The 14,115-nt window shown below is 61.2% G+C and carries 8 protein-coding genes; 4 read left to right on the top strand and 4 right to left on the bottom strand.

Going from position 1 to position 14,115, the window contains the following annotated elements; genetic code table 11:
• Window position 1: 1 nt before the first annotated feature.
• Together waaF and glnE are read right to left on the bottom strand one after the other, a co-directional pair.
• Window positions 2-1,036 carry a lipopolysaccharide heptosyltransferase II gene (waaF, locus tag BFP93_RS19525; RefSeq protein ID WP_065894438.1) on the bottom strand — a complete coding sequence of 345 codons (1,035 nt, stop codon included), beginning with the start codon at window positions 1,034-1,036 and terminating at the stop codon, window positions 2-4.
• A 54-nt stretch (window positions 1,037-1,090) separates the two neighbouring features.
• On the bottom strand, window positions 1,091-4,030 hold the full coding sequence (glnE, locus tag BFP93_RS19520) for a bifunctional [glutamate--ammonia ligase]-adenylyl-L-tyrosine phosphorylase/[glutamate--ammonia-ligase] adenylyltransferase (RefSeq protein WP_065894436.1): 2,940 nt from the start codon (window positions 4,028-4,030) through the stop codon (window positions 1,091-1,093).
• Window positions 4,031-4,413: 383 nt separating this feature from the next.
• On the opposite strand from glnE, the gene aceE reads away from it, so the two are divergent.
• From aceE to msrA, 4 genes are all read left to right on the top strand, one after another.
• Window positions 4,414-7,059 carry a pyruvate dehydrogenase (acetyl-transferring), homodimeric type gene (gene aceE, locus BFP93_RS19515; protein WP_065894434.1) on the top strand — a complete coding sequence of 882 codons (2,646 nt, stop codon included), beginning with the start codon at window positions 4,414-4,416 and terminating at the stop codon, window positions 7,057-7,059.
• A gap of 11 nt (window positions 7,060-7,070) precedes the next feature.
• The gene (gene aceF / locus BFP93_RS19510) at window positions 7,071-8,723 is read left to right on the top strand and encodes a dihydrolipoyllysine-residue acetyltransferase (RefSeq protein WP_065894432.1); all 1,653 of its coding nucleotides are present in this window, start codon (window positions 7,071-7,073) and stop codon (window positions 8,721-8,723) included.
• Window positions 8,724-9,024: 301 nt separating this feature from the next.
• Window positions 9,025-11,718: a putative bifunctional diguanylate cyclase/phosphodiesterase gene (locus tag BFP93_RS19505; RefSeq protein WP_065886578.1), complete on the top strand. Its 2,694-nt coding sequence runs from the start codon at window positions 9,025-9,027 to the stop codon at window positions 11,716-11,718.
• A gap of 72 nt (window positions 11,719-11,790) precedes the next feature.
• Window positions 11,791-12,438, top strand: coding sequence for a peptide-methionine (S)-S-oxide reductase MsrA (msrA, locus tag BFP93_RS19500; RefSeq protein WP_065894429.1), 648 nt, complete (start codon window positions 11,791-11,793; stop codon window positions 12,436-12,438).
• Between the two features lie 464 nt (window positions 12,439-12,902).
• Here msrA and BFP93_RS19495 read toward each other — a convergent pair whose 3' ends face one another.
• On the bottom strand, window positions 12,903-13,733 hold the full coding sequence (locus tag BFP93_RS19495; protein ID WP_256095152.1) for an IS3 family transposase: 831 nt from the start codon (window positions 13,731-13,733) through the stop codon (window positions 12,903-12,905).
• Window positions 13,734-13,741: 8 nt separating this feature from the next.
• Window positions 13,742-14,050, bottom strand: coding sequence for a transposase (locus BFP93_RS29365; protein ID WP_065883309.1), 309 nt, complete (start codon window positions 14,048-14,050; stop codon window positions 13,742-13,744).
• Between the last annotated feature and the right edge of the window lie 65 nt (window positions 14,051-14,115).

Genomic DNA, 14,115 nt, shown 5'->3' with positions numbered 1-14,115 from the left:
CTCAGTGAACCTCGACCACGTCGCCCTGCAACCGCTGCAACGCGTCGGTCACCGGCTGCGGCAGCAATTGGCGCAGGCAATTGTAGTGGCCGAAACGGCAGGTGCGCTCAAAACAGGGGCTGCAATCCAGGCCCAGGCGCACCACTTCGACCTTGTCCGCCAGGGGCGGGGTGAAGCCGGGTGACGTCGAGCCGTACACCGCCACCAAGGGACGGTTCAGCGCGGCGGCAACGTGCATCAGGCCGGAATCATTGGACACCACCGCGTCGGCGCACGACAGCAAGTCGATGGCCTCGGCCAGGGACGTTTCGCCACTGAGGTTCACCGCCTCTTCGCGCAGGCCCGGAATCAGGCGCTGGCGAATATCCTCACCCACCGAATGATCGTTCTTCGAGCCAAACAGCCACACCTGCCAGCCTTCGCGAATCCTGGTCTCGGCGACCTTGGCGTAATGCTCCGACGGCCAGCGCTTGGACTCGCCAAACTCGGCGCCCGGGCACAGCGCCAATACCGGGCGATCCAGCGTCAGGCCGAACTTGGCCAGCGCCGCAGCGCGGGTCACCGGGTCAATCTGCAAGCTGGGGCGCGGGTACGGCTTGGGCAGTTCGGCGCCCGGCTCGTAGGCCAGGGCCATGAAACGTTCGATCATCAGCGGATAGCGGGCTTTATCCAGGGTGCGTACGTCATTGAGCAGCACGTAGCGAAACTCGCCGCGCCAGCCGGTACGCTTGGGGATGCCGGCAAAAAACGGCACCAGCGCCGACTTCAGCGAGTTGGGCAACAGGATGGCCTGGTCGTACTGGCCGGCCATGGCTTTGCCGATGCGACGGCGGGTCGCCAATTCCAGCGCGCCATGGCCGAGCGGAAAGCTCAAGGCCTTGCGCACTTGCGGCATGCGCTCAAGGATCGGCCGGCTCCACTCAGGGGCGAGCACGTCGATCTGGCAGTCCGGATAGCGCAGCCGCAGGCACTGGAACAGTGTCTGCGCCATCACCATGTCTCCGACCCAGCTGGGCCCAACGATCAGAATATTCATGTCATTTCCACAAACGATGCGGGGAGGCTTATGCCTCCCCGCCCTAATAGTGTTTCAGCTCAAGCCCAGCGTTTGCCAGATTCGCATCACCTGTCGCCGTTCGTCGGCGAACTGGTCGCCGGCCACCGTACCGGCCTCGTTCTGCAAGGCTTGGCGGTGCGCGGCTGAGCGGTAGGCCTTATACACTTCACGCAGCAAGTGAGCATCGGCGGCGGGCATCAGCCCGACCTGCTCCAAGCCCTCGAGGATGCGGATATTGTCGGTGTAGCGCAGCAACGATGGATGTTGCGCAGACCACGCCAAAGCGGCGTATTGCACCATAAATTCAATATCGACGATACCTCCGGCGTCCTGCTTGAGGTCGAACAGCGCCGTGGCTTCGAAGGCATTGGCGCCCCTGCCGGCCGTTGTGCTCTTGGTTCCCAGGTTATCGCGCATCTTGGCGCGCATCTCGCTGACCTCCTGGCGCAGCTTGGCCAGATCCCGCTCACGCCCTAACACGTTAGCGCGTACCTTCTCGAATGCATGGCCCACATCCTGGCTGCCGACCAGGACGCGTGCGCGAATCAGCGCCTGATGCTCCCAGGTCCAGGCTTCATTTTGTTGATAGCGGTCGAATGCGCCCAGCGAACTGACCAGCAAGCCGGACGCCCCTGAAGGTCGCAGACGCATATCCACCTCGTACAACTGGCCGGAGTTGGTCTGGGTGGTCAGCAGGTGAATGATGCGCTGGCCCAGGCGCGTGAAGAACTGCGCGCCGTCGATCGGCTTGGCGCCGTCGGTCTCGGCCTGCGGGTCGCCGTCATGGATAAACACCAGGTCCAGGTCCGAACCATGCCCCAGTTCGATACCGCCGACCTTTCCATAACCGACAATGATGAACCCGGGATCGCACAGGCTGCCGTCCAGCCGTTGCGGCGAGCCGTGGCGGGCAACAGTCTGGCGCCAGGCCAGGGCCAGCACTTGTTCGAGAATGGCTTCGGCGAGCCAGGTGAGGTAGTCGCTGACTTTCATCAACGGCAGGCTGCCGGCGATTTCCGAGGCCGCCACGCGCAGGCGGTGCGCCAGCTTGAAATGGCGCAGCGCTTCCATCTGCTGCTCGAGGTCGTCTTCGGGGATACGCGTGAGGCGCTCGCGCAACTCGGCGGCCAGTTCCGGCGCCAGCGGTGGCTTGAACAAGCGTCCTTCGTTGAGCAATTCATCCAGCAACAGCGGAAAGCGCGTGATCTGCTCGGCGATCCACGGGCTCGCGGCGCACAGGGTCAATAGACGGCGCAAGGCGTCGGGATTCTCGGTGAGCAGCACCAGGTAAGCGGAACGCCGGGCGACGGCTTCCACCAGGGGCAATACGCGCTCCAGCACCAGGTCCGGATTGGCGTGTTCGACAGCCTGGGCCAGCAAACGCGGGATAAACGCATCCAGGCGCTCGCGACCGAGGCGCTGCATGGCGCGCAGTTGCGGGCTACCGCGCAGGCCGGCCAGGGCTTTGAGCGCCTTGGGCGCGTCAGTAAAGCCGCCTTCGCCCAATTGGCGGCAGGCCGCGTCGTCGTCCTGGGACTCTTCCCACAGCGGAAGCCACTCCCCACCGACAACCAACTCGCTTTCTTCACCCTCTTCTTCATCAGGGTCGGCAATCACTTGGCGGAAATGCCAATCCACTCGCCCACGCCAATACATCAAGCGCTCGTGGAACGCGGCCCAATCGGCAAAGCCCAGCATGAAGGCAATACGCGCCTGGTCTTCGGGGCTGTCCGGGAGCATTTGGGTCTGGCGGTCGGCAATCGCCTGGATCGCGTGCTCGGTGTAACGCAGGAATTCGTAGCCATTGCGCAGCTCGGCAATCACCGCAGGCGGCAGGTAGCCCTGGCCTTCCAGGGTGCCGAGCACGTTCAACAGCGGGCGTTGCTGCAGGCTGAGGTCGCGACCACCGTGGATCAGTTGAAACGCCTGGGCGATAAATTCCACCTCGCGAATACCGCCCGAACCCAGCTTGATATTGTCGGCCATGCCCTTGCGCCGCACTTCCTGCTGGATCAACTGCTTCATGGTGCGCAGCGCCTCGATGGCCGAGAAGTCCAGGTAACGGCGATAGACGAACGGGCGCAGCATGTCGAGCAGTTGCGCGCCGGCCACCTGGTCTCCGGCGACGACGCGGGCCTTGATCATGGCGTAACGTTCCCAGTCGCGGCCCTGGTCCTGGTAGTACTGCTCCAGCGCATTGAAGCTGAGTACCAGCGCGCCCGCCGAACCGTAGGGGCGCAGGCGCATGTCGACGCGGAAAACGAAACCGTCGACGGTCATCGGGTCGAGGGCCTTGATCAATTTTTGACCAAGACGGATGAAAAACTCCTGGTTATCCAGGGCGCGCTTGACCCCTACTGTCTCGCCGCCTTCGGGGTAGGCGAAGATCAGGTCGATATCCGACGACAGGTTCAGCTCCACGGCCCCGAGCTTGCCCATGCCGAGGATGACCATGTGCTGCGCCTCGCCGCTGCGCCGCCCGGTTGGCGTGCCGAACTGCACGCAATGGCGCTGGTACAGCCACTGGTAGGCCTGGTCGATACAGGCGTCGGCCATGTCGGAGAGGTCGCGACAGGTTTGCACCAGGTCAGCCTGGCGGGTCAGGTCGCGCCAGATGATGCGCACCTGCTGGCGCGTGCGCTGGCGGCGCAGCACACGGCCCATCTGCTCTTCTGTATCGGCCTGTTGCACGGCACCGGCAATCTGCCCGCACAGTTCACCCGGCGCAAAACCCCGATCCAGCTCGCCCCAGGCCACCAGCTCGAGCAACATCAAAGGGTCACGAACACTCTGTTCAATCACGAAATCACTGGCGGCGCACACCCGCGCGAAGTCGGCCCAGCGTTGCGGCGTCCAGCCAGAAAGGCCATGATCGTCATCCAGCGCGGCCACGGCGTCACGAAATGACTGCTCGGCCCGACTGGCGTAAGGCAACAGAATGGCCGGCAGTTCGGCCAGCGTAGGAAGGCTCATGGTCTATCCTTGATCGGCGGGTAAATGGCGTGTAGTTGTGAACGCAGGAGCCCTGCTCGATGAAGGACTGTCGAACAAAAGTTAGAAATAGCTGAAATTAAATTAATCTTGGCAGGCAACATCAAACTTTCACCTTTTCTTGTTCGCAATAGACCAACAATAACGATTATGCTCACCAGCCAGACCGAGCCATACGCTCGGTCTTGTGTAGTTTTACTACTCGTATATACATTCGAAAGGCTGAAATGGCCGACGATTTGTAGTAAAACTACAGGACGCCGAAGCAACCTTCGGCCATCCAAGAATTTATGTCGTCTGCCCACAAGGCCAGTCGCAAACTTCAGGCAACCGATTCTGGTAGCCTTTCCGCCCTGGAGCAAGCCATGCAAGACCTCGATCCCGTCGAAACCCAGGAATGGCTGGACGCCCTGGAATCGGTTCTCGACAAAGAAGGCGAAGACCGTGCTCATTACCTGATGACCCGTATGGGCGAACTCGCGACCCGCAGCGGCTCGCAGTTGCCTTACGCCATCACTACGCCATACCGCAACACCATCCCCGTTACCCACGAAGCACGCATGCCTGGCGACCTGTTCATGGAACGCCGCATTCGCTCGCTGGTACGTTGGAACGCCATGGCGATGGTAATGCGCACGAACTTGAAAGATTCGGACCTGGGCGGTCACATCTCCAGCTTCGCTTCCAGCGCAACCCTGTATGACATCGGCTTCAACTACTTCTTCCAGGCCCCGACCGACGAACACGGCGGCGACCTGATCTACTTCCAGGGCCACACCTCGCCAGGCGTCTACGCCCGTGCGTTCATGGAAGGTCGCATCAGCGAAGAACAAATGAACAACTTCCGCCAGGAAGTCGACGGTCAGGGCCTGTCGTCCTACCCGCACCCTTGGCTGATGCCTGATTTCTGGCAGTTCCCGACGGTATCCATGGGCCTGGGCCCGATCCAGGCGATCTACCAGGCACGCTTCATGAAGTACCTGGAAGCCCGTGGCTTCATCCCCGAAGGCAAGCAGAAAGTCTGGTGCTTCCTGGGCGACGGCGAGTGCGACGAGCCGGAATCCCTGGGCGCCATCTCCCTGGCCGGCCGCGAGAAGCTGGACAACCTGATCTTCGTCATCAACTGCAACCTGCAGCGCCTCGACGGCCCGGTTCGCGGCAACGGCAAGATCATCCAGGAACTCGAAGGCGTGTTCCGCGGCGCTCACTGGAACGTGACCAAAGTCATCTGGGGCCGTTTCTGGGACCCACTGCTGGCCAAGGACGTCGACGGTATCCTGCAACGTCGCATGGACGAAGTCATCGACGGCGAGTACCAGAACTACAAGGCCAAAGACGGCGCGTTCGTTCGCGAGCACTTCTTCAACACGCCTGAACTCAAGGCGATGGTTGCCGACCTGTCCGACGACGAGATCTGGAAACTCAACCGTGGCGGCCACGACCCGTACAAGGTCTACGCGGCGTACCACGAAGCGGTCAACCACAAGGAACAACCGACCGTCATCCTGGCCAAGACCATCAAGGGTTATGGCACCGGTGCCGGCGAAGCGAAGAACACCGCGCACAACACCAAGAAAGTCGACGTCGACAGCCTGAAGCTGTTCCGCGACCGCTTCGACATCCCGGTCAAGGACGAAGAGCTGGAGAACCTGCCGTTCTTCAAGCCGGAGCCGAACAGCGCCGAAGCCCGTTACCTCAGCGAGCGTCGTAGCGCCCTGGGCGGTTTCGTGCCGCAACGCCGCGCCAAGAGCATGAGCATCCCGACGCCGCCACTCGATACCCTCAAGGCTATCCTGGACGGCTCGGGCGACCGTGAAATCTCCACCACCATGGCCTTCGTGCGCATCCTTGCGCAACTGGTCAAGGACAAGGAAATCGGTTCGCGCATCGTCCCGATCATCCCGGACGAAGCCCGTACCTTCGGTATGGAAGGCATGTTCCGCCAGTTGGGCATCTACTCCTCCGTCGGCCAGCTCTACGAGCCAGTCGATAAAGACCAGGTGATGTTCTACAAGGAAGACAAGAAGGGCCAGATCCTCGAAGAAGGCATCAACGAAGCGGGCGCCATGAGCTCCTTCATCGCTGCCGGTACTTCGTACTCCAGCCACAACCAGCCGATGCTGCCGTTCTACATCTTCTACTCGATGTTCGGCTTCCAGCGTATTGGCGACCTGGCCTGGGCAGCCGGCGACAGCCGTACCCGTGGTTTCCTGATCGGCGGCACTGCCGGCCGCACCACGCTGAACGGCGAAGGCCTGCAACACGAAGACGGTCACAGCCACATCCTGGCTGCCACCATCCCGAACTGCCGCACCTTTGATCCAACCTACGGCTACGAGCTGGCGGTGATCATCCAGGACGGCATGAAGAAGATGACCGAAGAGCAGCAGGACGTTTTCTACTACATCACCGTGATGAACGAGTCCTACCAGCAGCCAGCCATGCCGGCCGGTGTGGAAGAAGGCATCATCAAGGGCATGTACCTGCTCGAGGAAGACACCAAGGAAGCGGCTCACCACGTACAACTGATGGGCTCCGGCACCATCCTGCGCGAAGTGCGTGAAGCGGCGAAGATCCTGCGTGACGAATTCAACGTCGGCGCCGACGTATGGAGCGTGACCAGCTTCAACGAACTGCGTCGCGACGGCCTGGCCGTAGAGCGCAGCAACCGTCTGCACCCTGGCCAGAAGCCAGCCAAGAGCTATGTCGAAGAATGCCTGGCCGGCCGTAAGGGTCCGGTCATCGCCTCTACCGACTACATGAAACTGTTTGCTGAACAAATTCGCCAGTGGGTCCCGTCCAAGGAATTCAAAGTCCTGGGCACCGACGGTTTCGGTCGCAGTGACAGCCGCAAGAAGCTGCGTCACTTCTTCGAAGTCGACCGTCACTTCGTGGTGTTGGCAGCCCTGGAAGCCTTGGCTGACCGTGGTGAGATCGAACCCAAGGTGGTGGCTGACGCCATCGTCAAGTTCGGGATCAACCCGGAAAAACGCAACCCACTGGACTGCTGAGGAGACTTTTTGTGAGCGAACTCATTCGCGTACCTGACATCGGCAGCGGTGAAGGTGAAGTAATCGAGCTGTTTGTGAAGGTCGGCGACACCGTCGAAGCCGACCAGAGCATCCTGACCCTGGAATCGGACAAGGCGAGCATGGAAATCCCTGCTCCCAAGGCCGGCGTGGTCAAGAGCCTGAAAGTGAAGCTGGGCGACCGCCTGAAAGAAGGCGACGAACTGCTGGAGCTGGAAATCGAAGGTGCTGCCGATGCAGCGCCTGCGGCTGCCGCTCCGGCCGCCGCTGCACCTGCACCTGCTGCTGAAAAGCCTGTCGCTGCCGCCGAGGCCCCAGCGGCCCCGGCTGCCGCACCTGCCGCCGCCAGCGTCCAGGACATTCACGTCCCGGACATCGGCTCGTCGGGCAAGGCCAAGATCATCGAGCTGCTGGTCAAGGTCGGCGACACCGTCGAAGCCGACCAGTCGCTGATCACCCTGGAGTCCGACAAGGCCTCCATGGAAATCCCATCGCCGGCTGCCGGTGTGGTGGAAAGCATTGCGGTCAAGCTGGAAGACGAAGTCGGCACCGGTGACTTCATCCTCAAGCTGAAAGTACAAGGCGCTGCGCCTGCGGCCGCTCCAGCACCGGCCGCCGCTCCGGCTGCCAAGGCTGAAGCTGCTCCGGCTGCTGCCGCCCCTGCGCCTGCTGCAAAAGCTGAGGCCGCTCCGGCCCCTGCTGCTGCTGCTGCCCCCGCGCCAAGCGGTGCCAAGGTTCACGCCGGCCCGGCTGTACGCCAACTGGCCCGTGAATTCGGCGTCGAGCTGAGCGCCGTCTCGGCCAGCGGTCCTCACGGTCGCGTGCTGAAGGAAGACGTGCAGGCTTACGTCAAGGCCATGATGCAGAAGGCCAAGGAAGCGCCGGCTGCCGGTGGCGCTACCGGGGGCTCGGGCATTCCGCCGATCCGTACCGTGGATTTCAGCCGTTTCGGCGAAATCGAAGAAGTGCCGATGACCCGCCTGATGCAAATCGGCGCGGCCGGCCTGCACGCGAGCTGGCTGAACATCCCGCACGTGACTCAGTTCGACCAGGCCGATATCACCGACCTGGAAGCCTTCCGCGTTGCGCAGAAAGCCGTGGCCGAGAAGGCCGGCGTGAAGCTGACCGTGCTGCCCCTGCTGCTCAAGGCCTGTGCACACCTGCTCAAGGAACTGCCGGACTTCAACAGCTCGCTGGCGCCAAGCGGCAAAGCGATCATCCGCAAGAAGTACGTGAACATCGGCTTTGCGGTCGACACCCCTGACGGCCTGCTGGTACCGGTCATCAAGAACGTCGACCAGAAGAGCCTGCTGCAACTGGCTGGCGAAGCGGCTGCGTTGGCCGCCAAGGCCCGCGACAAGAAGCTCACCCCGGACGACATGCAGGGCGCGTGCTTCACCATCTCCAGCCTCGGGCACATTGGCGGTACGGGCTTCACGCCAATCGTCAACGCGCCGGAAGTGGCGATCCTGGGTGTGTCCAAGGCGACTATCCAGCCGGTGTGGGACGGTAAAGCGTTCCAGCCCAAGCTGATGCTGCCACTGTCGCTGTCCTACGATCACCGCGTGATCAACGGCGCCGCAGCGGCACGCTTCACCCAGCGCCTGAGCCAGTTGCTCAACGACATCCGCACCATCCTGCTGTAAGCCGCAACGGCCTCCCCCTGGGGGGAGGCCATTGCCGCCTCGATTTCCGAGCGCCACGCTCGTACCTCAACCCCGCCACTTGGCGGGGCTTTTTTTGGGTTTTTTGTACACACAGGACAGGCTTGTACACCTTCTGTCACCCTGATTGCAGAAATCCTCCGGGTGGCCGATAACACCCTTATAGCACTTAGCCTTCATCCTCTCTTGTCAGTGCGTGCCGCATGATGCAACCTTGCCGCAAGCGACAGTAAAGAGGGCGTGAGCCCGGCGCCGTGCGTATTTTCCCAAGCGAGTTTCCCCCATGAAAAGCCAACCCGATGTTGCCCGAATGGCGACCGAGGTAGTGACGCAATTACCGGTGCCTTCGCGCCTCGGTATGCTGCGTTTCGAGCGGCTGAATGAGGCAAGCTGGGCGCTGCTCTACCTTGACCCCAACTGCGAGCGCCAATTCGGCTTGCCGGCGGTCGAACTGTGCGCCCTGCTGGGCACGCCGTACGCCAGCCTGATGGAACCCCAGGCGCGCTATCAACTGCACGACGCGATCCAGCAGCAACTGAGCCACAGCGCCCACTACCTGGTGCGCTACACCCTGCACACCAGCGATGGCCCGCTGAGCCTGCTCGAAATGGGCGAGGCCTACAAACAGCACAACCGTCACCTGCTGCGCGGCTACCTGATGGTGGTGGATGGCCTGTTCAGCGAACTGCCCGTCACGGTGCCGACCGCCGACCTGGAAAACCAGAACAGCCGCCTGCAAATCGCCCTGGAACTCAACCAGCGCGCGCAGCAGGAGCAACTGCAGCACCTGGAGCGGGTACGCGCCCAGCAGGAGCTGATCCTGCTGCTGGCCCGCCAGCGCTACACCACGCCCAATTCGCTGCAAGAAGCCGCCGAACTGATCACCCGCAGCGCCTGCGACATCTATCAGATCGATCGCGCCAGCATCTGGAATCTGGACGGCCAGCACCTGGTGCCGATTTCGGCCTATCTGCGCGCCGATCAACGCCACTATTTACCCGAAGCGATCGACGCCAGCTGCTTCCCCGACTACCTCGAAGCCCTGCACAGCAGCCGCGCCATCGATGCCACCCATGCCGTGCGCGACCCGCGCACCCGGGAAATGGCCGAAAGCCTGATCGCCAAGGATGTCCACGCCATGCTCGACGCGAGCATCCGCGTGGATGGCCAGGTGGTCGGCGTGCTGTGCCTGGAGCAAAGCGGCAGTTCGCGGGCATGGCAGTCCGATGAGATCGCCTTTGCCGGCGAGCTGGCGGACCAGTTCGCCCAAGTCATCAACAACCACAACCGGCGCACCGCCACCAGCGCCCTGCACCTGTTCCAGCGCGCGGTGGAACAGAGCGCCAACGCCTTTCTGCTGGTCAATTGCGATGGCGTGGTGGAGTACGTCAACCCAAGCTTTACCGCCATTACCCAATACAGCGCCGAAGAGGTGCATGGCCACCGCCTGGCGCAGTTGCCGGCCCTGGAGAACCTCAGCGAATTACTGTTCGACGCGCCGTCGGTCCTGGCCAAAAGCAACAGCTGGCAAGGCGAATTCAAAAGCCGGCGCAAAAACCTGGAACCCTACTGGGGCCAGTTGTCGATTTCCAAGGTGTATGGCGACAACCGTGAGTTGACCCATTACATCGGCATCTACGAAGACATTACCCAGACCAAGCTGGCGCAACAGCGCATCGAACGCCTGGCCTACACCGACAACCTGACCAACCTGGGCAACCGCCCGGCGTTCATCCGCAACCTTGATGAGCGCTTTGCCCGCGACAGCGACAGCCCGATCAGCCTGCTGCTGGTGGACATCGACAACTTCAAGCGGATCAACGACAGCCTCGGCCACCAGACCGGTGACAAGCTGCTGATCAGCCTGGCCCGCCGTCTGCGCAACAGTTTGAGCAGCGGCGGCAGCCTGGCGCGCTTTGCCAGTAACGAGTTTGCGGTGCTGCTTGACGATGCCGACATGGAGACCGGCCAGCAGGTGGCCAGCCAGTTACTGGCCACCCTCGACAAACCGATGTTCGTCGACAACCAGTTGATCAGCGTGACCGGCTCCGTGGGCCTCGCCTGCGCGCCGTTGCACGGGCGCGATCCGCAGACCCTGATGCGCAACGCCGGCCTGGCCCTGCACAAGGCCAAGGCCAACGGCAAACACCAGGTGCAGGTGTTTACCGAAGCACTGAATGCCGAGGCCAGCTATAAGCTGTTTGTGGAAAACAACCTGCGCCGCGCCCTGACCCAGAATGAGCTGGACGTGTTCTACCAGCCCAAGCTGTGCCTGCGCAGTGGTCGCCTGCTGGGCATGGAAGCGCTGTTGCGCTGGAACCACCCGGAAAAGGGCATGATCCGCCCCGACCAGTTCATCAGCGTGGCTGAAGAGACCGGTTTGATCATCCCCATCGGCAAATGGGTCGCCCGGCAGGCATGCCGCATGAGCCGTCGATTGACAGCCGCGGGCCTGGGTAATTTGCAGGTGGCGATCAACCTGTCGCCCAAGCAGTTTTCCGACCCGGACCTGGTGGCCTCGATTGCCACGATCCTCAAGGAAGAGCAGTTGCCGGCCAATCTGCTGGAGCTGGAGCTGACCGAAGGCCTGCTGCTGGAAGCCACCGAAGACACGCGCCAGCAACTGGACCAACTGAAGAGTTTTGGCCTGACCCTGGCCATGGACGACTTCGGTACCGGTTACTCGTCGCTGAGCTACTTGAAAAAATTCCCCATCGACATCATTAAGATCGACCGCAGCTTTATCCACGAAATCCCGGATAACCAGGACGACATGGAGATCACCTCGGCGGTCATCGCCATGGCCCACAACCTCAAGCTCAAGGTGGTGGCCGAAGGCATCGAGACCGCCGAGCAACTGGCGTTCCTGCGCCGGCATCGTTGCGACGTGGGCCAGGGCTATCTGTTCGACCGGCCAATCCCCGGCGCAGAGCTGCTGGAAAAGCTCAAACGTTATCCACGCGGGCCAATTGCCTGACAGCGCGGTAACACTCGGGCACACTGGCTGTCTGAAAATTTACTGTTACTCAACCTGACGAGAGGACTGATCATGGTCTTGCGCTCGGAAATTCTGGTGAACAAAAACGTGCTGCCTACTCAAGAACAAGCCTTGCCCGGCCGTGAAACCCCGATGGCATTGCCCGAAACTCACTTCGTCAACGGCAACCCGTTGCTGGGCCCTTTTACCGACGACGTCGGTTTCGCGATCTTCGGCCTCGGTTGTTTCTGGGGCGCCGAGCGCAAATTCTGGGAGCGCGACGGGGTGGTCAGTACCGTGGTCGGCTACGCCGGCGGCTTCACGCCGAACCCGACCTACGAAGAAGTCTGCTCGGGCCTGACCGGCCACAGCGAAGTGGTGCTGGTGGTATACGACCAGGCCAAAGTGAAATACGAAGACCTGCTGAAGATGTTCTGGGAACTGCACAACCCGACCCAGGGCATGCGCCAGGGCAACGACATCGGCAGCCAATACCGTTCGGTGATCTATGCCACCACGCCGGAGCAACTGGCGGCAGCCAAGGCCAGTGCCCAGGCCTATCAGCAAGAGCTGACCAAGGCCGGCCTGGGCGAGATCACCACCGAAATCGACGAAGCGCCGACGGTGTACTTCGCCGAGGCGTATCACCAGCAATACCTGGCGAAGAACCCGCAGGGCTATTGCGGCATCGGCGGCACCGGCGTGACCTGCCCGATCTAAAGCACAACACAGATTAAAAATGTGGGAGGGGGCTTGCCCCCGATAGCGGAGTGTCAGTTACTGATGTAATGACTGACACCCAGCAATCGGGGGCAAGCCCCCTCCCACATTGGGTCCGTGCTTGGCTTCAGAGCCGGTTACCCAGCGAGAAGCCAATCCATGGATCAGCGGCACTGGCGCGACCTGCCCGATCTAAAGAGCAACACAGGTTAAAAATGTGGGAGGGGGCTTGCCCCCGATAGCGGAGTGTCAGTTACAGATGTAATGACTGACACCCAGCAATCGGGGGCAAGCCCCCTCCCACATTGGGTCAGTGCTTGGCTTCAGAGTCGGTTACCCAGCGAGAAGCCAATCCATGGATCAGCGGCACCGGCGTGACCTGCCCGATCTAAAGAGCAACACAGATTAAAAATGTGGGAGGGGGCTTGAACTGGTCAAGTAATCCCGGACACCGATTACGGTGTTTATGCCGCTTTTTGCTCCATGGCTATTGGCGACAGGTAGTTGTTGTAGCTGTGGAGCCTGATTCGGTTGTATCGCATGAAGAAGCTGGTCATATCCCGCCTGGCTTCTTCAACTGTGGTGTAGCCCTTATTGGGCACCCACTCTGATTTAAGCGTCCCGAAGAAACGCTCTGTTGGCGCGTTGTCCCAGCATTGCCCTCTGCGGCTCATGCTTTGCGTTATTCCATGCTCCAGCAGCTCGGACTGAAAGAGCTGGCTGGTGTATTGGCTGCCTTGATCCGAATGAAACATCAAGCCTGCATGTTTGCCTCGAACCTCCACCGCCATTCTCAGCGCCTTGCTAACCAGGTTGGCGTCGTTGATCAGGGAAAACGCCCAGCCAACGATTCGGCGGGCGAACAGATCAATGACCGCTGCCAAGTGATACCAACGTTTACCAACCATCAGGCTGGTAACGTCGCCGCACCAGGCCTGATTGATTGCGGTTGGCTCGAAGTTACGCTCGAGCAGATTCTTGGCCACAAATGCTTCGACGCCTCTAGAGCGATACTGATGGCGGCGGCGCTGTCTGCTGGCCAGATTTGCCTCCGCCATGAGTTTTCCGGCCAGATGCCGTCCCACCTTGATCTGCTGGGCTTTCAAGTGCTGAGAGATCATCCGCGCGCCTGCACTTCCCCGGCTTTCGTCATGCAATTGCGCAACTTTTGCTCTGAGCGCGTCACGCTTGGTATTCGGCACTGAGCGACGCTTAAGCCAGTCATAAAACGCGCTGCGGGAAACGCCCAGCGCACTGCAAAGCAGGCAGATCGGATACGAACTCGACTCTCTCAGCTCCTCGATCAGGAAAAACGATCGGGATCCGACATCAAGAGAGCCGTAGCCTTTTTTAAGATTTCAGCCTCGGTCTCCAGGCGCTTGACCTTGGCTCGCAGCTGTTGAAGCTCTCGCTGTTCATCGCTGATTGCCTTAGTACCTGCCACTGGCTGCCCTTTCTGACGCTCTTTGCGAACCTGCTCAATCCAACGGCGCAGAGCCGTGGGGCCAACCTCCATCGACGCACAGACGTCAGGAACTGAGCAGTTATCATCAAGTACCATGCTTACAGCACGTTGCTTGAACTCGCGGGTGTAGGTCTTTCGCTCTTGCATGAAACCTCCTGATTGGGCGAATCATATCGCCCTTAAGAGGTGTCCGGGAGCATTAGGCCAGTTCA

The sequence above is a fragment of the Pseudomonas sp. 44 R 15 genome (genome assembly GCF_900004965.1).
Taxonomy (GTDB): Bacteria; Pseudomonadota; Gammaproteobacteria; order Pseudomonadales; family Pseudomonadaceae; genus Aquipseudomonas; species Aquipseudomonas orientalis_A.
Note: the sequence above shows the minus strand (reverse complement) of the source record. Positions and strands in the feature narration are given on the sequence as shown.